General features: G+C 54.2%; 22 protein-coding genes and 2 riboswitches. Of the genes, 11 read left to right on the top strand and 11 right to left on the bottom strand.

Annotated elements, in window-relative coordinates:
* Positions 1 to 5: 5 nt before the first annotated feature.
* Positions 6 to 761, bottom strand: a complete 756-nt coding sequence (locus tag AC5EFR_RS10335; RefSeq protein ID WP_493575747.1) for a metallophosphoesterase family protein — start codon at positions 759 to 761, stop codon at positions 6 to 8.
* Between the two features lie 95 nt (positions 762 to 856).
* Complete coding sequence (pncA, locus tag AC5EFR_RS10330; protein WP_493575746.1) at positions 857 to 1,453, bottom strand: bifunctional nicotinamidase/pyrazinamidase; 597 nt, start codon at positions 1,451 to 1,453, stop codon at positions 857 to 859.
* Between the two features lie 105 nt (positions 1,454 to 1,558).
* On the opposite strand from pncA, the gene AC5EFR_RS10325 reads away from it, so the two are divergent.
* From AC5EFR_RS10325 to AC5EFR_RS10315, 3 genes are all read left to right on the top strand, one after another.
* Positions 1,559 to 2,776 (top strand): Hsp70 family protein, encoded by a 1,218-nt coding sequence (locus AC5EFR_RS10325; protein ID WP_493575745.1) that lies wholly within the window; start codon positions 1,559 to 1,561, stop codon positions 2,774 to 2,776.
* A 38-nt stretch (positions 2,777 to 2,814) separates the two neighbouring features.
* Entirely contained in the window at positions 2,815 to 3,744 is a 930-nt protein-coding gene (gene trhO / locus AC5EFR_RS10320; RefSeq protein ID WP_493575744.1) for an oxygen-dependent tRNA uridine(34) hydroxylase TrhO, read from the top strand.
* A gap of 71 nt (positions 3,745 to 3,815) precedes the next feature.
* Positions 3,816 to 4,772 (top strand): aldose epimerase family protein, encoded by a 957-nt coding sequence (locus AC5EFR_RS10315; protein ID WP_493575743.1) that lies wholly within the window; start codon positions 3,816 to 3,818, stop codon positions 4,770 to 4,772.
* Here the strand turns inward: AC5EFR_RS10315 and fliP are convergent.
* Genes fliP through fliF form a run of 4 tightly spaced genes read right to left on the bottom strand, consistent with a single transcriptional unit; the run spans position 4,769 to position 8,029 of the window.
* Entirely contained in the window at positions 4,769 to 5,509 is a 741-nt protein-coding gene (gene fliP, locus AC5EFR_RS10310; protein ID WP_493575742.1) for a flagellar type III secretion system pore protein FliP, read from the bottom strand. The genes AC5EFR_RS10315 and fliP overlap by 4 nt on opposite strands.
* Positions 5,510 to 5,512: 3 nt before the next feature.
* Positions 5,513 to 5,797 (bottom strand): FliM/FliN family flagellar motor switch protein, encoded by a 285-nt coding sequence (locus AC5EFR_RS10305; protein ID WP_493575741.1) that lies wholly within the window; start codon positions 5,795 to 5,797, stop codon positions 5,513 to 5,515.
* Positions 5,790 to 6,398 carry a FliH/SctL family protein gene (locus AC5EFR_RS10300; protein WP_493575740.1) on the bottom strand — a complete coding sequence of 203 codons (609 nt, stop codon included), beginning with the start codon at positions 6,396 to 6,398 and terminating at the stop codon, positions 5,790 to 5,792. The genes AC5EFR_RS10305 and AC5EFR_RS10300 overlap by 8 nt, the downstream gene beginning before the upstream one ends.
* The gene (fliF, locus tag AC5EFR_RS10295; RefSeq protein WP_493575739.1) at positions 6,395 to 8,029 is read right to left on the bottom strand and encodes a flagellar basal-body MS-ring/collar protein FliF; all 1,635 of its coding nucleotides are present in this window, start codon (positions 8,027 to 8,029) and stop codon (positions 6,395 to 6,397) included. Before fliF ends, AC5EFR_RS10300 begins: the two co-directional genes overlap by 4 nt.
* A gap of 116 nt (positions 8,030 to 8,145) precedes the next feature.
* Here fliF and AC5EFR_RS10290 point away from each other — a divergent pair, with 116 nt between their 5' ends.
* The 4 genes from AC5EFR_RS10290 (at position 8,146) to AC5EFR_RS10275 (ending at position 10,372) form a co-directional block, all read left to right on the top strand.
* On the top strand, positions 8,146 to 8,661 hold the full coding sequence (locus tag AC5EFR_RS10290; RefSeq protein ID WP_493575738.1) for a flagellar basal body-associated FliL family protein: 516 nt from the start codon (positions 8,146 to 8,148) through the stop codon (positions 8,659 to 8,661).
* A 15-nt stretch (positions 8,662 to 8,676) separates the two neighbouring features.
* Positions 8,677 to 9,042, top strand: a complete 366-nt coding sequence (locus AC5EFR_RS10285) for a hypothetical protein (RefSeq protein ID WP_493575737.1) — start codon at positions 8,677 to 8,679, stop codon at positions 9,040 to 9,042.
* Between the two features lie 8 nt (positions 9,043 to 9,050).
* Positions 9,051 to 9,689, top strand: coding sequence for a MotE family protein (locus AC5EFR_RS10280; protein WP_493575736.1), 639 nt, complete (start codon positions 9,051 to 9,053; stop codon positions 9,687 to 9,689).
* 134 nt (positions 9,690 to 9,823) lie between these two features.
* On the top strand, positions 9,824 to 10,372 hold the full coding sequence (locus tag AC5EFR_RS10275; protein WP_493575760.1) for a L,D-transpeptidase: 549 nt from the start codon (positions 9,824 to 9,826) through the stop codon (positions 10,370 to 10,372).
* A gap of 387 nt (positions 10,373 to 10,759) precedes the next feature.
* Here the strand turns inward: AC5EFR_RS10275 and AC5EFR_RS10270 are convergent, their stop codons facing one another.
* Positions 10,760 to 11,425, bottom strand: coding sequence for an arylesterase (locus AC5EFR_RS10270; RefSeq protein ID WP_493575735.1), 666 nt, complete (start codon positions 11,423 to 11,425; stop codon positions 10,760 to 10,762).
* A 16-nt stretch (positions 11,426 to 11,441) separates the two neighbouring features.
* On the opposite strand from AC5EFR_RS10270, the gene AC5EFR_RS10265 reads away from it, so the two are divergent.
* The 3 genes from AC5EFR_RS10265 (at position 11,442) to AC5EFR_RS10255 (ending at position 15,631) form a co-directional block, all read left to right on the top strand.
* Positions 11,442 to 12,131: an ABC transporter ATP-binding protein gene (locus tag AC5EFR_RS10265; protein WP_493575734.1), complete on the top strand. Its 690-nt coding sequence runs from the start codon at positions 11,442 to 11,444 to the stop codon at positions 12,129 to 12,131.
* Positions 12,128 to 14,644, top strand: coding sequence for an ABC transporter permease (locus AC5EFR_RS10260; protein ID WP_493575733.1), 2,517 nt, complete (start codon positions 12,128 to 12,130; stop codon positions 14,642 to 14,644). Before AC5EFR_RS10265 ends, AC5EFR_RS10260 begins: the two co-directional genes overlap by 4 nt.
* Before the next feature lie 66 nt (positions 14,645 to 14,710).
* Positions 14,711 to 15,631 carry an inositol monophosphatase family protein gene (locus tag AC5EFR_RS10255; RefSeq protein WP_493575732.1) on the top strand — a complete coding sequence of 307 codons (921 nt, stop codon included), beginning with the start codon at positions 14,711 to 14,713 and terminating at the stop codon, positions 15,629 to 15,631.
* A gap of 34 nt (positions 15,632 to 15,665) precedes the next feature.
* Here AC5EFR_RS10255 and gcvP read toward each other — a convergent pair whose 3' ends face one another.
* The 4 genes from gcvP to AC5EFR_RS10235 all read right to left on the bottom strand — a co-directional run bounded on the left by gcvP (position 15,666) and on the right by AC5EFR_RS10235 (position 20,850).
* The gene (gcvP, locus tag AC5EFR_RS10250; protein WP_493575731.1) at positions 15,666 to 18,503 is read right to left on the bottom strand and encodes an aminomethyl-transferring glycine dehydrogenase; all 2,838 of its coding nucleotides are present in this window, start codon (positions 18,501 to 18,503) and stop codon (positions 15,666 to 15,668) included.
* A 106-nt stretch (positions 18,504 to 18,609) separates the two neighbouring features.
* A complete protein-coding gene (gene gcvH / locus AC5EFR_RS10245) occupies positions 18,610 to 18,969 on the bottom strand; it encodes a glycine cleavage system protein GcvH (RefSeq protein ID WP_493575730.1) in 360 nt (119 codons plus the stop codon).
* Positions 18,970 to 18,983: 14 nt separating this feature from the next.
* Positions 18,984 to 20,105, bottom strand: coding sequence for a glycine cleavage system aminomethyltransferase GcvT (gene gcvT, locus AC5EFR_RS10240; RefSeq protein WP_493575729.1), 1,122 nt, complete (start codon positions 20,103 to 20,105; stop codon positions 18,984 to 18,986).
* An 84-nt stretch (positions 20,106 to 20,189) separates the two neighbouring features.
* A riboswitch (glycine riboswitch) is annotated at positions 20,190 to 20,263 on the bottom strand.
* Positions 20,264 to 20,352: riboswitch (glycine riboswitch) on the bottom strand.
* 6 nt (positions 20,353 to 20,358) lie between these two features.
* On the bottom strand, positions 20,359 to 20,850 hold the full coding sequence (locus AC5EFR_RS10235; RefSeq protein WP_493575728.1) for an RrF2 family transcriptional regulator: 492 nt from the start codon (positions 20,848 to 20,850) through the stop codon (positions 20,359 to 20,361).
* A gap of 94 nt (positions 20,851 to 20,944) precedes the next feature.
* Here AC5EFR_RS10235 and AC5EFR_RS10230 point away from each other — a divergent pair, with 94 nt between their 5' ends.
* Positions 20,945 to 21,508, top strand: coding sequence for a gamma-glutamylcyclotransferase family protein (locus AC5EFR_RS10230; RefSeq protein ID WP_493575727.1), 564 nt, complete (start codon positions 20,945 to 20,947; stop codon positions 21,506 to 21,508).
* The last annotated feature ends 40 nt before the right edge of the window (positions 21,509 to 21,548 follow it).

The raw sequence follows: 21,548 nt of genomic DNA, 5'->3' as shown, positions 1-21,548 counted from the left end.
CCCGATCAGGCCGACAAAAAACTGACACGGCCCTTTTCGACGAGGGCCGCGGTCAGTCTTCCCGTCGCGTAAGCACCGGTATCTATGGAGATGCGTCCATCCTTGGCCTCAGCGGCATCAACAATCGTGTGCCCGTGAACTACCCAAACGCCATCTTGGCGAAGCTGATTGTCAAAATCGGGATGACCCCAGAGCAATTCCATTCGCTTTTGATGCGTCATTGGCAAATTGGGGTTCGCACCGGCGTGAACGACCGCAACGTTACCGGTCATCCAGTGTGCGGGCAACGTGCGCAACCATGCTTCTAAATCTTCGCCGAGGGCCTCTTTGAATCGGTCACGCAAGTCATGCCATTGCCCACCCTCCGCATTCGCGCCCGGAAGAGATGAGATCTTGAAACTGGCCAGAGTTTGCAAGCCGCCGTAGCGCAGCCATCGCGCCCCATGTTGAACAGGATCATCGAGGAAATTAATCATCATATGTTCATGGTTGCCCATCAAACAAGTCATCAGCCCACCGGCTTCGGATTGCATGGCAAACAACCGGCGAAGCACCTGCTCACTTTGCTCTCCGCGATCGACGTAGTCTCCGACGCAGATCAGAACCGCCTCAGGATGCGCAATATCTGACAACTTACCGAGAAGCGCTTCGAGGTGTTGATCGCTGCCATGAATGTCGCCAATGGCAAAGAAAGGCACCTCTGGTGCGAGTTCCGCCTTGAAAGAAGGCCGTTCAACCGTGCGTTTTCTAAATAACCTCATGCCAACTATCTAGGCTGGCCCATCCCGGTCGCCAAGGAGAAAATCCCTCATTTTGAACGGTTTCAACACTCTCAAAACTCGCAACTGTCCGACCTTTACTCCGCAAGCTTGACACCAGCATCTTTCATATCAGAAAGGGCTGCGTTCAATGACCCATCAAGATCAATGGCACGACACAAGCCCGTCTTGACAGTAACGTCAAAACCCAATTTCGCCGCATCAATGGCCGAATAGTTCACACAAAAATCCAAGGCCAAGCCGACAAGAGTGATCTGGGTGACCCCGCGCGTTCGCAGATACCCGTCTAGGCCGGTCGGGGTTTTGTGATCATTCTCAAAAAATGCTGAATAGCTATCAATTTGGGGTCGAAACCCTTTGCGAATGATAAGGTCCGATGCTTTGGTGTTCAGATCACCATGGAACGATGCCCCGCCTGTGCCTTGGACACAGTGATCCGGCCAAAGAACTTGGGGACCATAAGGCATTTCAACAAGGTCAAAGGCGGCCTTCCCAGCATGCGATGATGCAAAGGAGCTATGGCCAGCTGGGTGCCAATCTTGCGTTAGAACCACCGCATCGAACCCGTCCATAAGCGCGTTAATAGGCGCAACTATTTCGTCCCCTCCTGGAACCGCCAGCGATCCACCCGGACAAAAATCGTTTTGGACATCAATGACTATCAACCCTTGCATCACGCGCACTCCCAAATCGTTGTTGCGCTCACTTTAGGCCGATGGAAAAGGAATTGCCATGTCGCCATAGCTTGGCTATTTGAGCCCCTTTCAAAGGGGGCGCGCATGGCCAGATTGGGATTGGATTTCGGAACGTCTAACACAGCTGCCGGTGTTCTTGCCGGAAGCAACCCGTTTGCGATTCCGCTTGAACCAGATCATCAAACTCTGCCGACGGCGGTCTTTATCGACTACGCTGACAAGCACTATGTCTATGGCTCCGCGGCTGCTCGTGCGATGATGGACGGGGCCGAAGGGCGTTTTTTGCGCGCTTTGAAGAGTATTCTTGGCACGCCTTTGGCACGGGAATCCCGGTCGTTTCTCAATGAGCGGATCACTCTCATTGAGATCATCGCGCGGTTCTTGTCAGAAATCAAAACCCGGTCCGAAACCTTTACTGGTATGACATTTGATACGGCCCTTTCCGGCCGTCCGGTGCATTTTCACTCCGCCTCAACCGAACGAGACGCCCAAGCCGAACTGGATTTGCGCGATGCCTATATGCTGGCCGGTTTCAAGGACGTGAGTTTCCTTGCTGAGCCAGAAGCGGCCGCACTTGCCGTTGCGGGTCATGGGCGCATGCTTATCGTCGATATTGGCGGCGGCACGTCCGACTTTACCCTATGTGACCGCAAGGACGATAAAACCGAGGTTTTGGCAAGCCGAGGTGTGCGCATTGGTGGCACCGATTTTGACCGTGTTCTCAGTTTGCGCCATGCCATGCCGTTGCTGGGGTACGGAGCCCAAATTGGGGCCGAACTAAGCTCCAAAACACACTCTGCTCCCAAAGCCTTGTTCCATGATCTGGCCAGTTGGGAAAAGATCGCATTCGTTTATGACCCGGCATTGCTGCGCGAAGTGCGGCGCTGGGAACGCGTTGCCCAAGAACCGCTTTTGTTTGAACGTCTTGGCGAGGTCCTCGAAGCCCATTTGGGACACGATATTGCCTATGCGGTTGAGGCGGGAAAGATCGCCGCAAACGGCGCAGACTCCGGCGAAATCCTTCTCGATATTATTGAACGTGGCCTCTCGGTCGATTTACAACGTGACGCGATGCAATTGGCTTTGTCCGATTTTGCGACCGAGATCGGAACAAATGCATTGGGAACCCTCGCCGATGCGGGGTGCGCCCCAGATAGTGTCGATCAGGTGGTCTTTGTTGGTGGGTCCAGTTTGATGGCCATCATCCGAGAGCAACTTGGCACCGCGCTGCCCAATGCCCGGCATGAAGACGCCGAAGTTTTTACCGCAGTTGTCCACGGGTTGGCGATCGCCGCCGCGTAGCGCTTGCCCGTTGGCTCACAAATGCGTATCCGGGTTTTATGTTTACTGTCTGCGCCCTCTACCACTTCACCCGCTTTGAAAACCCGGACGCATTGCGCGAACCGCTTTTAGACATATGCCGTGCCCAAAGCATCACCGGCACGCTTCTTTTAGCACAAGAGGGTATAAACGGGACGATCGCCGGCCCGGCAAGCGGGATCGAAGCAACTCTGACGCATATCAGATCGCTACCCGGTTGTGACACCCTCGAATGGAAACTGTCGTCCGCCCAAGATCGCCCCTTTGCCAGAATGAAAGTTCGGCTAAAACGAGAAATCGTGACCATGGGGCAGCCAAATGTAGACCCCAAAACCGACGTCGGAAACTATGTCGATCCCGCCGATTGGAACGATCTTATCTCTAGTCCAGACGTCGCGGTTATCGACACGAGAAACGACTACGAAGTGTCAATCGGAACGTTTGACGGCGCGATTGATCCGAAAACGGCGACTTTCCGTGACTTCCCAGAATGGTGGGGACGAAACAAAGATCGCTTTCACAACAAACGTATCGCAATGTTTTGCACCGGTGGAATCCGGTGCGAAAAATCGACCAACTGGCTGAAACAGCAAGGTGTTGAAGATGTCTACCACCTTAAGGGTGGCATCCTTAAATACCTCGAAGACATTCCATCCGAGCAGAGCACATGGAATGGCGAATGCTTTGTGTTTGATGGGCGGGTTTCTGTCGGGCACGGGTTGCAAGAAGGCCCACATCAGTTGTGCCATGCCTGCCGAAAACCGATTTTGCCAGAAGACACAAATCGGCCGGAATATGAGCATGGCGTCTCTTGTCACCTTTGCATTCACGAAACTTCTGAAGACGACAAAACGCGTTTTCGCGAACGGCAAAAACAAATTGCCCTCGCATCCGCCCGAGGAGAACGGCACCTGCACGCGGATGTCACGGAAGAACCCAAAAGAAAATAGCCGTTAGCGGTAACTCTGGGTGTTTGCGTTTTGGTCTGTTAAGCCTCGGGCAAAGCCATGTGAGAGACGCCATGACCGATAAAATCCAAACTGCCGTGCTTGAAAACGATATTGCCCGGATCACGGTTTTGTCGATGGGCTGTAGCATCCAAGACTGGCGCGTTCATGGCCGCCCGGTTGTTTTGGGTTATGCGGATGTCGAGACCTATCGCACAAACCCCTGTGTCATGGGGAGTATTGTTGGTCGGATGGCCAATCGCACGGCGGGCGCTGCTTTTGAGCTGGACGGGCACCTCTGGCGCCTTCCCGCCAATGATGGGCCCAATCACATTCACGGCGGGCCAGGTGGACTCGCTTGGCGAAACTGGTGTTTGCGTCAACAAAGCGCGACGTCGGTCACATTGACGCTAAGGTCCGACCATCTGGATCAAGGGTATCCGGGTCATGTGGATTTCAAAGTTCGTTTGACCTTGGATGGTGCGGCTTTGACCTGGGATATGACCGGGAAACCCGATCGCGAAACGCCTATCAACCTTGCGCAACACGTCTATTTCAATCTAGCCGGTGCGGGTAACGTTCTCGGGCATCAAATTCAGATTGGTGCAAGTTTTGTAACCCCAACCGATCAAGCGCTGATCCCCACCGGGGACCGTTTGAACGTCGAGAATAGCCGGTTTGACTTTCGTCAGGCCCAAGTGATTTCAGAGATTGATCCTGACAATACCGGCTACGATTTGAACTTTGCCTTAGATCAAACGGATGCACCGAATGCCACAGTTGTCTCTCCAGATGGAATGCGGTTGCAATTGTGGACCGACCAACCGGGTCTTCAGCTGTACACAGCCAAGCATTTGTCACGCCACGGCGTTGCCTTACCCGGTGCAAAACACGACCCTGACTGCGGGTTTTGCCTAGAGGCGCAAGGCTTTCCCAATTGCATTAACCAATCAGGTTTTGGATCCATTCTGTGCTCACCAAAGTCACCATATCACCAAAAGACCACCATAGAAATTGCTCCGAGCGTCTAGAAGTATCCGCGAACCAAGCTGCCGGCAATGAGCGCCCAGCCATCCGCGATCACGAAAAATGCAAGTTTAAACGGTAGCGATACGATCGCCGGTGGAACCATCATCATACCCATCGACATCAATACGGCCGCGACGACCAAGTCGATAATCAGAAATGGTAAAAATATCAGGAAGCCAACTTGGAAAGCCCGCGCCACTTCTGAAAGCATAAAGCTCGGGATTAGAACCGATAACGGAGCCTCAGGTTCTAAGACAGTTTGGGCGGCATCGGGCCGTAAATCAGCCATTGCACGATATGTTTCCGGATCTGCACGCGATGCCATGAACACTCGGAATGGTTTCAAAATTTCAATTGCGGCGGCTTCGACTTCGACCTGCTCATTGATCAGTGGCTCAACCCCTGCCGTCCAGGCTTCGGTGAACACCGGTTCCATGACGAAATAAGTTAGGAATAGTGCCAGGCTGACAATGAGCATGTTTGGCGGAGATTGCTGCAAACCCACCGCTTGGCGCAGAATTGCCAAAACAGTAACCATAAATGGAAAGCAGGTGATCATAATCGCAATGCCAGGCGCGATGCTTAGCAACGTAATCAGGATTATAAGCTGAATGCTTGTTCCCGTTATCGACCCACCTTCGCCCAGATTGAGCTCAAGGGATTGCGCAGCTACTTCTGTTGCTAACACAGTTGAAAACACGGCCAATAAAACCGCCGAGATTACCGTCCGGATATTCATACCTTAAGCTGAGTTGTTGAGTTCTGAAACTTCCGTAAGACGCACGGCAAGCTGCCCTTGCCCATCCCCTTCCATCACTTCCAACACGCCAATACCAATCAGTTTTTCCCCGACATACAGCTCAACCGGATCATCCAACTGTTTGTCCAAACTGAGGACAGATCCAGCCGCCAATTGCAGCAAGTCTCGCACCAGCGGCCTAGCCTTACCTACTGAAACAGTAATTTCTATTGGAACCGATGTGAAAGCAGTAGCTGCCTCACCTCTTGTTGTTTGCGGATTATCCATTCGCCAATTTCCTCCGATTGTCATGGGAAAAACCATCAACCGCTTCGGATACCGACGCGATCAAATCCCCAAGATCAATTTGTTTTTCTGTTTGTCCCAAGCGGATGTCCGCCTGCTCGTCCGCGAGAGTATCATCCTCAATCAGCTGAATCGGGAAACTGAATTTCCCTTCTAGCAAGGGAGCAACGGATTCAGTGTTAGAGGGTGCGACAGCTACAATGACCTTAAGCGCCCCAACTTCCTGAGCCATGCTTTGCAATTGCTCTACGATGTGGTGCCCTAAGGTTTCGCGAGCTATTTGCGGCAAAAGCGCTGCCACCATTTCATCCAGCAAAGGCGTCATCGCGTTCATTACTTGGCTGTAGGCTTCGTGATAAGTAAACGATAGGTCTTGCAAATGCTGACCAAAAGCACTGGAAATCCGACTTCGGTCATCCGATTGCGCTTTGACAGCATCATCCCAACCAGCACGATAGCCGTTTTCGAATGCCTCCAGCTTCTGACCTTCTAAATCCGCTTCATTGAAAGTAACCACCGCAATATCAGGTGATTGAGCGGGGATTTCTGAAAAGTCATCTAAGAGCTGGTGCAGTGCGTTCATGACGTTTCCTCTTTGTCTTCTTCTAGCCAGCTACGTAGAATTTCCACGGTCTCTGTTTTGCGTTCCTCAATAAGGTTTCTCAGCCGATCGACTGGATCTTCGCTCCCACCGCTTCCATCGGACATATCAAAATCGACCATGCCCATGCCGCCAAACCCGCCACCATCGGACACCATTGGCAAATCTTCAAATCCGCCTGCAGGTTCAATTTCTCCTTCTAAAACGGGCGAAGATTCATCCAGCGGCGAAGGAAGAGCGCCGGCCGCCCCATCAGTCAAGGCAGGAACGCCGTTTGAAGATGCCAAAACCGGACGCACAACAAACAAACCGAGGATCAGGGCAACTACGGCTAAGACGCCCATCTGCAACAACCGCATGGTGTCAATGTTTCCAACAAACATACTGGGTTCAATTGGACCGGTACCTAACCCTTCCGGGCGTTCGAATGGCAAGGATCGAATGGTAATTTGATCACCGCGGTCTTCTTCAAAGCCGACTGCAGATGAAACGAGATCTCCCAGTGCTTCAATTTCTGGATCCGGTAATGGCACAAATGTTTGGGAACCATCTGCAGCGGCTTCATAAGTTCCATTAACCAAAACAGCAACCGTGAGACGTCTAATCGCACCTGGGACACGCGTGATTTCCCTCGTTGTTTCAGATACTTCATAGTTAACTCGCTCCCGGGTTTCTGCCTTGGAAGACGAGGAGGCGTCAGCCCCGCCACCATCGCCGTCAGGCAAATTGGACGCCACAGTCACATCACCGCCCCCATTGCTATCGGCTTTGTCATTGCGCTCCTCTGTGTCGGTTGACACAACGACTCGCCCTTCTGGATCAAAGCTGCGCTCACGGATCAGTTGGCTTTCAGTGACTGTGTCAACGCTAACTTCAACAACTGCGTTGCCAACACCCACGCGGGCTTCCATCAAGCGTTGGACGCGGTCGCGCAATTGAATAGCCTTGTCATCGGCCGTCGGACCAGTTGGACTATCGGCATCCGCGCCAATTAAACCACCTTTGCCATCAATAACCGCCACATTCTCCGGCACTAATCCAGGAACGGCTGACGACACGAGATACTTAAGGGCTCTTGCTTGTTGTGGGGATATTGCTCCCCCACTTGGTGTAACTGATATGGAAGCAGAAGGAGTAACATCTCTCTGAAATGGATTCGCACTACTGTTTGCAATATGAACTCGAGCACTGGCTACTGCGGGATTGGCAACAATTGTTCGGGCAAGTTCACCCTCTTTGGCTCTCCAATAGGCCGCATCAAACATTTGAGATGTTGTCCCAAAACCAGACAATCCATCTAACAGTTCGTAACCCTGGCCACTGTTTGCAGGCAGCCCTTCACTTGCCAATGTCAACCGCAGTGCGTCGCGTTCAGAGTCTGGAACAAAAATCGCTCCACCTCGAACATCAAACTCTACCCCATGGCCTTCCAAGGCTTTGACAACATCACCTGCCGCACCGTTCTCCAGGCCTGCATATAATAGTGACATGTTTGGCGCTGATGCCAAACGGGTCAAACCCAAAACGGCAACAATCATCGCAATTGTAGCCCCAACGACCACTATTCTTTGACGAATGCCCAAGGCACCCCAGACTGAAACAACCTGCTGCAAGACTAACCTCCGCTCCAAACATTCTGTTCGGTTGTTCTGACTTTGGCGCATTCAGCTTAACAATCAGTTAGCCCATTTCTGTCAAAACGGTTTCACGGACAGAAAAGAGGTTTAACATGTCTGATGCCACCGTTGACGATGAAAACGTCGAAGAGAAGAAACCGTCCAAACTTCCAATGATTATTGGGCTCGTACTGGCATTGGCCGGTGGCGGTGGCGGATTCTTCGCTGTTCAATCAGGTCTACTCGGAGGGACTAAAGAGAGTGCGGCGCATGATTCGGCTTCGGAAGCCCACGCAGAAGAGGAAGGTGTTGAAACCGCTCCTTTGCCAGATGTATCCTTTATAGAAGTCCCTCCACTTGTGATTTCACTAGGCCCTCGGGCCCAAGCCAGTCACTTGCGGTTTAGAGCGAGTCTGGAAGTCCCAAAGGAATACACGGTTGAAGTCGAAGGTATTCTGCCGCGAGTTCAAGACGTTCTAAACAGTTACCTTCGCGCCTTAGAACCTAGGGACCTTGAGGCTCCCGGCGCTCTTATCAAACTACGCGGACAAATGCTGCGCCGCGTCAAACTCGTGGCGGGCGAGGGGCGTGTACGCGACTTGTTGGTGCTTGAGTTTGTACTGAATTAAAAAAAGGGGACAGGAATGGAAATGATCGCAGATATTTTACTTGTCGCGGGCGCTTTGGGTGCAGGATTCTACTGCTTCATTCTTGCTCGGCGGCTCACTAGGTTTACCGATCTGGAGAACGGTGTTGGCGGTGCGGTCGCTGTGCTTTCTGCACAAGTCGACGATCTCAGCAAGACTCTTTCTAGTGCACAGAAAAGCGCGGGCGATTCGTCGAAATCATTGAGTGAACTCACTGAGCGGGCGGAGGATGTCGCCCGTAGACTAGAGTTGTTAGTTGCTTCCATGCACGATTTACCGCAATCGGGCACACCTCCTAGCGCTCATCCAACCACGACACCGGAAAATGCGGATCCAGTGTTTGTGCGCCACCCACGCAACTGAGGTGAACAATGTTTAAGAAAAAAGCTCTCGAAAAAAAGAAACGGCCTCGGCGCAAAGCCAAAGGCGCGCTCTCTGCGATCGGAGCACTGCTGCTCGCATCTGCGGCTCTTAGAGTTGGAGTTGGAGCAGGGGAGGCTCTTGCTCGCGAAGGCGGTGATGACGGCGCGCCTACAGCGGCTTTGACGGAGGTTGCTAAAGAACAGGAACCAGAGCAAGTCGCCTCGAACGAAATTGCTGACGAAGACATTTCTCCATTGCTGAGGGCGCTCAATGAGCGAGAAGCACACGTTAATAAACGTGAGCATGAAATTGCTATGAGAATGAAAACATTAAGCGTCGCAGAGCAGGAAATTGAGCGCAGACTTAAAGCTTTGAAGGACGCTGAAGAACGATTGCGGGCGACGATGTCACTAGCTCAAAGCGCCGCCGAAGACGACATCACTCGATTGACGGATGTCTATGCAAATATGAAGCCAAAACAGGCCGCAGCGTTGTTTGAAGAAATGGACCCAGAGTTTTCGGCGGGCTTCCTAGCCAGAATGAGACCAGACACGGCAGCTGGTATTATGGCTGGGCTCAGCCCCTCGGCGGCGTATACGATCAGCGTTGTATTGGCCGGTCGAAATGCTGAGGTTCCAAAAGAATAAATAATCTTTCTGGAAACTGGCAAAGTCTCGCTGGAACACGGCAACGTGACTCACCTAGTCTCGATCCCGGGATTGATTTTCAAGTGAATTTGCGCAAGATGAACGCCGTTTACCAATTTAGGAATTGTGCAGCCATGATCACTCGTCGAACTTTCGTCGCCGCCGCCGCGTCAACAATAGCGATGCCTGCGCTCGCATTCGAAGTTGATCCTGTGTTCCGCCCGCAAACTGTGGGTATCAAAAAGGATCTTGAGCCCGGTCAAATCTTAATTCTACCGCGCGCACACTTTTTGTACTTTGTGACCGATCATGGGCAAGCACGCCGCTACGGTGTCGGTGTCGGTAAGGCCGGTCTGGAATTCACAGGTACTGCAAAAATTGGCGCCAAGAAAGAATGGCCAACTTGGCGCCCCACCAATGAAATGATTGAGCGTGACCCGCAGTTGTATGGCAAGTTTGCAGGTACCGACTATGTCCAACCCGGTGGACCGGGTAACCCGTTGGGGGCTCGAGCGCTTTATCTTTTCCAAAACGGTCGCGACACTTTCTTCCGAATCCATGGTACGACCGCTCCGCGCTCCATTGGTCGCTCAGTCTCGAACGGGTGTATTAGAATGCTTAATGAGCACGTCGAAGATCTGTACGAACGGGTGCCTATTGGTTCAAAAGTAACTGTACTCTAGGCACAAGACTTGCTTGTTCATCGATTGGAAGCCGGGCCGTTTCGTCCCGGCTTTTTGTTTTAATTTTTCTTGGCGCGGCACATTTTCGCCAGCGCCACTCCACAATCCCGCCACAATCAGAACGCTTTAATCATTTGGCAAGACCTGAGGCACTATCGTTACTCAGGATGGAGGCGAGGAAATGGCAGTCGTGGCAATTCTAGTAGGAAGCGTTTTGGGGTTCTTTGGCGGATTGTTCGGTTTTTTGTTTTTCGACCTCTCGCTCGTGTCGGCTTTTTCTCTTTACCTCATGTGCGGGATCGGAACGGGTTTAGTTACAACTCTCTGTACAGTACTTGCATGCATACTGGGTTCAAAATTCCAGCTGTCTCCGGCATGAACCCTCGACTATTGTAGGCGCGACAACAAAATTTCAACTTTGGGTCCGACAACATCAACAATTTTCTTAACGCCCTCGGGGTTAGGATGAATACCATCGGTTTGCATGAAATTCGCCACCGTAACTGGCGTTCGCTCCTCTCCTAGCCCCGCAAAGAAGCTGTCCAGAAAGACTGTACCGTACTTAGTTGCAAGCTCCGGATACAGAGCATCAAATTTCAACTTGTAGTCTGTGCCAAAGTTACCGGGGGCTTCCATGCCAATTAGCAACACCTCCAAGCCATGATTTTGAGCCACTTGAAGGATCCCCTCAATATTGCGCCGCGCTTCTTCGGGGGCAACGCCACGCAGCAGATCATTGCCGCCCAAAGTGACGATTATTGCGTCAATATTTGAGGTCAATGACCATTCGACGCGCGCCAATCCGCCTGCCGTGGTATCACCAGACACACCACCATTTACGACAGTGACATCATGCCCATGATCGGCCAACCAGAGCCGCAATTGAGGGACAAATCCATCTTGCTCAAAAAGACCATAGCCCTGCGTTAGACTGTCGCCCAAGGCCAAAATGTCTATAGTTTCTGCCACAGCAGTGGTGGCCGACAGGAAAACTCCTACAATGGCGGCCTTGCAGCCTGTACTTATCAACCCATATCTGAAAAAACGCATCATCGTCGGACCCTTCCCCATGCCTGATCCCGTACTCTCTCTCCAAGATGTCACTTTGCGCCTGCGAGGCAATGCCGGAGAGGTCGAAATTCTGCATGGAATCACTTTGGATGTCGAAAAAAGCGAAAGTTTGGGGCTTGTCGGGCCGTCTGGCTCAGGCAAATCTTCGCTCTTGATGGTAATGGGCGGTTTGGAAAAGGCTTCGGGTGGAACCGTTTCTGCGCTGGATCAGGACTTGACCGCGCTAGACGAAGACCAATTGGCCAGGTTCAGACGCGATCACATGGGCGTTGTTTTTCAATCCTTTCATTTGATTCCAACCATGACTGCCCTTGAGAATGTGGCCACTCCGCTAGAGTTGGCGGGCAACAAAGATGCCTTTCAACGCGCCCAAGCCGAGCTAGAGGCCGTTGGACTTGCGCATCGCGCTGACCATTATCCGGCTCAGATGTCGGGTGGCGAACAACAACGTGTTGCCTTGGCTCGCGCGCTTGCCCCCCGCCCCGACATTTTGTTGGCTGATGAACCGACTGGGAATCTGGACGGTCAAAACGGCCAAGCCATTATGGACTTGATTTTTGGGCTCTCCGAGCGCCATGGCACCACACTTGTTCTTGTCACCCATGCGCCTGAATTAGCCGCACGGTGTGATCGAACGATCCGATTGAATGATGGTCTGATCGACCATGCTCAGAAAGCTGCAGAATGAGCTGGCGTGTTTCTGCCCGCTTTGCCCAGCGCGAGTTGCGTGGTGGGTTGCATGGATTTCGAATTTTCATCGCCTGCCTGGCCCTTGGCGTTGCGGCGATTGCGGGCGTCGGGTCGGTCAGATCGGCCATTCAGCTCGGGTTGACTGAACAAGGTGCTGTCTTGCTTGGTGGCGACGCCAAGGCAGAGTTCACCTATCGTTTCGCCGACGAAACTGAACGCGCTTGGTTGGCAAGCATCTCAGACACAATTTCCGAAGTGACTGATTTCAGATCAATGGCGGTTGTCAATCGAGATGGCGTCGATGAGCGGGCGTTGACCCAAGTTAAATCTGTCGATGATAGTTACCCGTTGTTGGGTGAGGTCGTCTTGGACCCACCTATGCCCATTTCAGACGCTATATCAGATCGAGGTGCCCTTATGGCACCCGCTTTGGCGGATCGTCTTGGCCTAGCCCCCGGTGATAGCTTTCGATTGGGGACCCAAGACTTCACCCTAAGCGCCATTCTTGTGCGGGAACCTGATGACGCTGGGGATGGGTTTGGCCTAGGCCCCCGAACAATCGTCAAAACCACGGCTCTAGAAGGGTCAGGGCTCTTGGCCCCCGGTTCACTATTCGACACCGAATACCGCATGACGCTTCCGGTGGGCACCAATCTTGATGCCCTTGCCGACAAAGCCAAGGCTGAGTTCGAGCGCACCGGTTTGAAATGGCGCGACGCACGAAATGGAGCGCCCGGAGTTGCACGATTTGTTGACAGACTTGGGAGCTTTCTCGTTCTGATTGGCCTATCCGGTTTGGCTGTTGGTGGCGTCGGGGTGTCGGCGGCGGTACGCGCCTATTTGGCTCGAAAAACCTCGGTCATTGCGACTTTGCGCACATTGGGCGCAACGCGGTCGGTGATTTTTCAGACGTATTTCTTGCAAATCGGTGTCTTAAGCTTGGTCGGCATTGTTTTAGGCCTGCTTCTTGGCGGGCTGGTCCCAATATTATTGGGCCCGTTAATCGGCGCGGCGCTCCCTATTCCAGCGGTCTTTACGCTTCATCCCGGCCCCCTCACCGAGGCCGCGCTTTATGGCGTACTGACTGCTTTGGTCTTCACGCTTTGGCCACTGGCCCGCGCGGAAGAGGTGCGCGCGGCGACCTTGATGCGTGACGCCTTGGAAGGGGCAAATCGCTTGCCTGCCCCTAGATATATCTTTGCCACGTTGGTCCTTCTTGGCCTGCTGGTTGGGGCGGCAATGCTGTTCTCCGGCAATGCGTTTCTGACCATCTGGACAGCGGGGGGAATTCTTGCGGCTCTGCTCGTTCTGACGCTGGCCGCGCAACTGATCCGCGCCATAGCGCGTCGTTCGGCGCGTCACCTGCGTGGGCGTCCGATTTGGCGATGGGCATTGGCCGCGATTGGCGGACCAGGGGAAAGCGCAGGGGCGGTTGTTATATCACTGGGGCTCGGGCTCTCTGTTTTGGCCGCTGTTGGTCAGATCGACGGCAACCTGCGCGGGGCGATTGCCCGCGATTTGCCCGATGTCGCGCCCTCTTACTTCTTTGTCGACATTCAAAAAGAGCAGATGCCTGGCTACCTTGATCGCCTAGAAAATGACCCGGCTGTTTCGCGCATTGATAGCGCTCCGATGCTGCGAGGGATCATCACTAAGATCAACGGCCAGAATGCCGTGGATGTTGCGGGTGAACATTGGGTCGTGCGCGGCGATCGCGGCATAACCTACGCTGCCGAACCGGACGACCGCTTTACCATCACGCAAGGTGAATGGTGGCCCAAAGACTATAGCGGTCCGCCCCAGATTAGCTTTGCCGCCGAAGAAGGCGAAGAGTTGGGGTTGGAACTGGGTGATACGCTCACCCTGAACATCCTTGGTCGCGATATCACGGCCACGATCACAAGCTTCCGCGAGGTCGATTTCTCGACCGCCGGTATTGGCTTTGTCATGACGTTGAACCCCTCGGCGCTGCAAGGTGCGCCACACTCCTTCATTTCCACGGTCTACGCCGAAGAAGAGGCCGAAGCGCAGATTTTGCGCGATCTGGCCAATACCTACCCAAACATCACGGCGATCCGTGTACGCGATGCCATTGATCGTGTTTCCGAAATGCTGGCCGGGATTTCCGACGCTGTGCGCTGGGGGGCCGGGGCAAGCCTTTTGACCGGTTTCCTTGTTTTGATTGGGGCCGCTGCCGCCGGAGAAGGGGCCCGCACTTACGAAGCCGCAGTTCTGAAAACCTTGGGGGCGTCGCGCCCGCGCATTTTGGCAAGCTTTACATTGCGATCGGCCCTCTTGGGTGCCTCCGCTGGGTTAGTGTCCCTTGGGGCCGGGATCGCCGGTGGTTGGGCCGTTCTCACATTTGTGATGGAAACCGAATTCACGGTGATTTGGGGCTCTGCCTTTGGTGTGATCGTGGGCGGTATTTTCGCAACTTTGCTTGCTGGCCTCGGATTTGCATGGCGACCATTGGCGCAGAGGCCTGCATCTGTGCTTCGAACGCGCGAATAGTCACCTTGAATCAGCTGGCCGAGGCTGGCAATCACTTTGCAACTGCAGCAATTACCGGACGGACCCATGACCGATTCCCTGCCTATGCCGATTACCGCCCCGCTGACCAAAGCCCAGCGTACTCAGTTGTTGAACTTGGTGCGCCGCGCGGCCAAAGCCGAAATCATGCCGCGCTTTCGCCAGCTAGGTGCCCATCAAATCGATACCAAATCCGGCCCTCAGGATTTGGTGACGGATGCCGACAAAGCCGCTGAGGCGATGATCACACGCGGCATTCTTGGCATGTTCCCGCATGCTTTGGTGGTTGGCGAAGAACACGCATCCGACAACCCCAAAATCATCGACAAGATCGCCGAGGCCGAGCTTTGCTTTACCATTGATCCCGTTGATGGCACTTGGAATTATGCCAATGGGCTGACGTGTTTTGGCGTGTTCGTTTCTATTTTGCGGTTTGGCAAGCCTGTTATGGGTCTGCTTTACGATCCTGTCATGAACGATGTGATCATCGCGGACGAAGAGACACCTACAATTCTCGTCGGCCCGCGCGGCATGCGCCGCAAGGTCAAAACGTCTGACGGTGGTCCCATTGAAACGCTCAAGGGCTACGTCCCGCTATCTCTGCTTCCAGAGGACAAACAGGCCGACATGGCGGCAACCTACCCCCGGTTTTCGCGCGTGAACACGTTGCGCTGCTCGCTACACGAGTTCCGCATGCTGGCGCAGGGCAATGTTGACTTCATCCTATCCGCCAAGCTGACCCCTTGGGATCAACCCGCTGGCGTCGTTGCGGCGCGTCAGGCCGGGGCGCATGTGGCAATGCTGGATGGCTCCGAATATCGTGGCGACACCCGCGAGGGGTACCTGTTGTCGGCATGTAATGTCGAAACATGGGGCCGGGTTCGCGACATGTTTGATTTCCTGATCGACAAACCCGTCCAAGAACCCGATGCGGATCAGGACCCAGAAGGCGACAGCGCCGATAGTTAAAGCAAAAGCCCCGGAATTCTCCGGGGCTTTCTTTTTAGTCGTCTTCGAAATCCGACATTGGCGGACAGGTACAGATCAGGTTTCTGTCTCCATAGGCATTGTCGACCCGGTTTACAGGTGGCCAGTATTTGTCGACTCGGAAGGCACCGGGTGGGAAACACCCTTGTTCGCGCGAATAGGGACGGTCCCAATCGCGCACCAAGTCTTCCATTGTATGTGGAGCAAATTTGAGAGGGTTGGCCTCTTGATCAATCTGCTTGTCTTCGATTGCGCGAATCTCTTCGCGGATCGCCAGCATCGCATCACAGAACCGGTCCAGCTCGGCCTTGGTTTCGGATTCTGTTGGCTCAACCATCAAGGTGCCTGCCACTGGCCAGCTCATGGTTGGTGCGTGGAACCCGCAATCTATTAGACGTTTTGCAATGTCTTCAACCGTCACCCCGGCGCTATCGGCAAAGGGGCGCACGTCAAGAATACACTCATGCGCCACGCGCCCGTCCGTGCCGCGATACAACACGTCATAGGAGCCTTCGAGCCGTTTCGCGATGTAATTGGCGTTCAAAATTGCCACCCGCGTCGCCTGAGTAAGGCCCTCACCCCCCATCATGAGCACATAGGCCCATGAGATTGGTAACAAGGACGGCGACCCAAACGGAGCCGCGCTCACTGCGCCGTTTTCAGTTTGCGGATCACCCGGAAGATGCGGCACCAAATGCGCCTTGACCCCGATTGGTCCCATGCCGGGGCCCCCGCCGCCATGCGGAATGCAGAACGTCTTGTGCAGGTTCAGGTGACTCACATCGCCCCCCAGATCACCGGGACGGGACAGCCCGACCATGGCGTTCATATTCGCGCCATCGATATAGACCTGACCGCCATGTTCGTGGGTGATCTCACACACTTCGGTGACGGTTTCCTCAAACACACCATGGGTGCTGGGATAGGTGATCATGCAAGCGGCAAGGTTTTCCGAATGCTTTTCCGCCTTGGCGCGGAAATCGGCAACATCAATGGAGCCGTTGTCGTCGCATTTCACCGCCACAACTTTCCAGCCAACCATATGCGCGCTTGCCGGGTTGGTGCCGTGGGCGTTTGTCGGGATCAAACAAACATTGCGATGCCCTTCGCCGCGTGCGGTTTGCCAATCACGAATGGTCAGCAACCCGGCATATTCTCCCTGCGCACCAGAATTCGGCTGCATGGAAAAGTCATCATAACCGGTAATCTGGCATAGCTTATCGCTTAGATCGCCAATCAACTCGGCATAGCCCTGCGCCTGATCCAGTGGAACATAAGGGTGGATCATCGAAAATTCACGCCAGCTCACTGGCATCATTTCCGCCGCCGAGTTGAGCTTCATCGTGCAAGACCCAAGTGGGATCATTGCCCGATCCAACGCCAAATCGCGGTCGGCGAGGCGACGCATATAGCGCATCATCTCGGTTTCAGCGCGGTTCATGTGGAACACATCGTGCTGAAGGTAATCCGTTTCGCGGATCAGCCCTTGGGGAAGCATATATTCGGCGGTGTAATCGTCATCCTTGCGCACAAGGCCAAAGGCCCGCCAAACTGCTTCGATGGTTTCGGGGCGGGTGCGTTCGTCCAAAGTGATGCCCACTTTGGTTTTGCCGACACGACGCAAGTTAATGCCTTCGCGAACTGCAGCCTGAAGAACGCCGCGCTGGAGCAAGCCCACATCAACGGTGATCGTGTCAAAGAACGCTTTGGGTTCCACGGCGAAACCTGCGGCCTCAAGCCCTTTGGCCAGTCGAACCGTTTTGCGATGAATACGCTGCGCGATGGCACGGAGCCCTTGGGGCCCATGAAACACCGCGTAAAACCCGGCCATAACAGCCAACAATGCCTGTGCGGTACAGACATTCGACGTCGCTTTTTCGCGGCGGATGTGTTGTTCGCGGGTCTGAAGCGATAGGCGATAGGCCCGGTTGCCATGGCTATCAATCGACACCCCAACAATCCGCCCCGGCATGGCGCGTTTAAAGGCATCGCGACAGGACATATAGGCCGCGTGCGGGCCACCATAACCAACAGGAACGCCAAATCGCTGGGTCGATCCAACAGCGATATCCGCGCCCATCGCACCCGGTTCTTTCAACAGACACAGGGCCAGCGGATCAGCAGTGACAATCCCAATGGCCTTGTTGGCATGCAAAGCCTCCATTTCGGCCGTGAAATCACGGACCTGACCATGGGTACCCGGATATTGGAAGATCGCGGCGAAAACCTTATCGGCCTCAAGGTCATCAGGCGATCCAATAATCACCTCAATGCCTAAGGGTTCGGCCCGCGTTTTCATCACGGCGATGTTTTGCGGGTGGCAGTTTTCGTCAACAAAAAACGCCTTGGCTTTCGACTTGGCCACGCGCTGCGACATAGTCATCGCTTCGGCACAGGCTGTGGCCTCATCCAACAACGACGCGTTGGCAATTTCCAAACCGGTCAAGTCGCTGACCATGGTTTGATAGTTCAACAACGCCTCTAGGCGCCCTTGTGAAATCTCGGGCTGGTAGGGCGTATAGGCCGTATACCACGCCGGATTTTCCAGAATATTCCGCTGAATCGCCGGAGGGGTCACTGTGCCGTGATAGCCTTGACCAATCAGCGACGTCAGAACCTTGTTCTTCGAGGCTGTGACCCGCATCCGGTGGATCAATTCCCGTTCGGACAACGGGCGGCCAAAGTCCAGAGGCTCGGTTTGGCGAATGTTTTCAGGCACAGTTTGCCCAATCAGCTCGTCCAAATCACGAACACCTAATTCGTCAAACATTGCCTCCATTTCAACAGGAGACGGGCCGATATGACGCCGGTTGGCAAAGTCATAGGGCAAATAGTCAATCGGATCGTAGGTCATAGCGTCCTCCTCCAGTGGGCTTGCACCCCTGGTTTCTTCTTTCCCAAAATATCCCGGGGGAACACCCGAATGGGTGTGGGGGCAGCGCCCCCAGTTCCGCGTTACGTCAACCGATAAAGTTCTTATAGGCCGCTTCATCCATAAGCTCGTCGAGCGCGCTCATGTCTTCCAGCTTCATCTTAAAGAACCACGCTTCGCCCTCGGGATCTTCGTTCACCTTGCTCGGCTCATCCACGATAGGAGAGTTCACTTCGACGATTTCGCCATCTAGCGGGGCAAGAATATCAGACGCCGCCTTGACCGATTCGATCACCACGACCTCTTCGTCTTGGCTGACTTCGGTACCAGCCTCGGGAAGCTCCACAAAGACCACATCCCCTAACTGTTCCGCCGCATGGTTGGTGATCCCAACCACAACAACATCACCTTCTACCCGCAACCATTCATGCTCTTCGGTAAATTTCATCACGCTCTCCCTATTCAGCGTTTGAAGCCTGGTTTGACAAACGGCAATGCAGCAACCTGAACCGGTTGACGCTTGCCGCGTAATTCTCCGTACACAACCGTGCCCGGTTCTGATTTCTCGGTGGGTACATAGCCCATCGCCACTGGGCCACCAACTGTTGGGCCAAAGCCACCCGATGTGACCTTGCCGATCGGATCTCCGCCCTCGGCCTCGGCAAATAATTCCACGCCTTCGCGCATCGGGGCGCGACCTTCGGGGCGCAATCCAACTCGGGCGTTTGCAGCGCCCTCTGCGAGTTCCTTTAAGATGATGTTGGCACCGGGAAATCCGCCTTCGCGGTCTCCGCCGGTGCGACGAATCTTTTGAATGGCCCATTGCAGACGCGCCGCCACAGGGGTCGTTTCGGTATCAATGTCATGACCATAAAGGCAAAGCCCGCCTTCAAGCCGAAGGCTATCGCGGGCACCAAGACCAATTGCCTCGACACGCTCATCGGCCAGCAACGCCTCGGCCAAGGCCACAGCCGTCTCGTTAGGCACCGAAATTTCGTATCCGTCTTCGCCGGTATAGCCAGAGCGCGACACCCAACAGGCGGCCCCCAGCAAGTCGACCGTCGCGACATCCATGAATTTCATGTCCGCAACCGTTGGGTTCAGCGCCGCCAGAACCGCTTCGGATTGTGGCCCCTGCAAAGCAAGCAAGGAGCGATCATTGATGTGCTCGACGGTGATGCCTCGTGGCTCTAGCGTCGCACGCATATGGGCAATATCGGCGTCTTTGCACGCCGCATTGACCACAACAAACAAGTGGTCACCGCGATTGGCAATCATCAGATCGTCTTCGATCCCACCGGCATCATTTGTGAAAAAGCCATATCGCTGACGGTTTTCAGCCAAGCCAGCAACGCTAACGGGAACCAAGGTTTCTAGCGCCAAGGCCACATCCGGCCCGCGCAGAATCACTTGCCCCATATGGCTGACATCAAAAAGACCCGCCGCCGCGCGGGTGTGCAGGTGCTCCTTAAGAACCCCTGCCTTGTACTGAACCGGCATCGAATAGCCGGCAAACGGCACCATCTTGGCCCCAAGACCAACATGCAGATCGTTCAGCATGGTTGTTTTTAAATCGTCGCCCATAACGTCGCCCAAGCGCCCCCAATTGGTTCCCCGAACCAACGCGCGCGTGGTCAGGCATCACCGACACGAGTCATCCGTGCCGCTCATGCCCCCTCTGTCCTGACGCCTGAGATCGCTATCCCTTCGGCGGACGCTTGCGCGCCTCTCTCCAGAGTGTGTACCCCATGGCGGTCCTGAAGCCTGAGAGTTTCCGGGGCGGTTGCTCCTTCGGCACTGACCTTTCGGCCAGTTCTCCCGTCATGGTGGGTATCTCTTAGAGGATTGCCTGAGCCTTCGCAACAGAATCGTCAGAATGCGTCACATTGCACCGAATTTCCGGTGCCATGATCTCTAGTAGACCAACATTGTCGCAAACCAAGGCGTCCAACGTGATCGGATCCAACGTTTCATAGAAGGCATTTGACGCATCGTGTAGCGCGCTGCGCAACCGGCACGATTCTGTCAAAGGACAGGTGTTATCAACATCGGCAAAGCATTCAGCAATCGGCACCGGTGCTTCAAGCGCACGGAATATATCGCCAATCACGATTTCACTGGCAGAACGGCCAAGCTCAAGCCCGCCATTGCGGCCACGCTGGGTATGTAGATATCCCATCTGCGCCAGCTGATTGATCACCTGAGCCAAATGGTTCTCTGATGCATTGCATCGAGCGGCAATTTCGGATTTGGTCACAAGGCGACCAGTGTTTGCGGCGCAATACATCAGCACCCGCATGGCAATATTGGTTCTTTTGGTTACGCGCACAACGGATACTCCGGGCTGCTTCAGTTAGCGTCGTTATGACATTCTCACCAAAAGATGGGTTTGACTTACGTCAATCAGAGGAAATAATTGCGATATGACACATGCATATTTCTTTGGTTATGGGAGTTTGGTTGATCAACGCACGCATGATTACACCCCAACCCACCCAGCAAAAGCCAAAGGGTGGGCCCGCACATGGTGCGCCACACCGGACCGAGATCTTTGTTTCCTATCCGCGATTCGCGACACCAACTGTACGATCTTAGGCCTCGTCGCCCCGGTACCGGGTGCCAATTGGGACCTATTGGACGAACGCGAACAGGCCTATGAACGCCATGAGACACGCGATGACATTGATCATCCTGACGCCGGCTCATCGGTCGCTATCTATTCAGTCGCCGACCATCGCAGATCAAAACCAACGGACAAAAATCCAATTTTGCTTTCATATCTCGATGTGGTTATCCACGGCTACTTGCAGGAGTTTGGCCAAGATGGGGCCGCGCATTTCTTTGCCACGACCCAAGGCTGGGAGGCCCCCATTCTCAATGATCGACACGCCCCAATTTATCCGAGATCGCAAAGCTTGGGGGACGTCACACAAGCAACGGTCGACAGAGCCTTAGCTGCATTCCGCAGCACCATCCTCACCGCCTAGCCCCACGCCAAGGTCTTCTTCTTTCACAAAATATCCCGGG

Source organism: Pelagimonas sp. (genome assembly GCF_058892305.1).
Note: the sequence above shows the minus strand (reverse complement) of the source record. Positions and strands in the feature narration are given on the sequence as shown.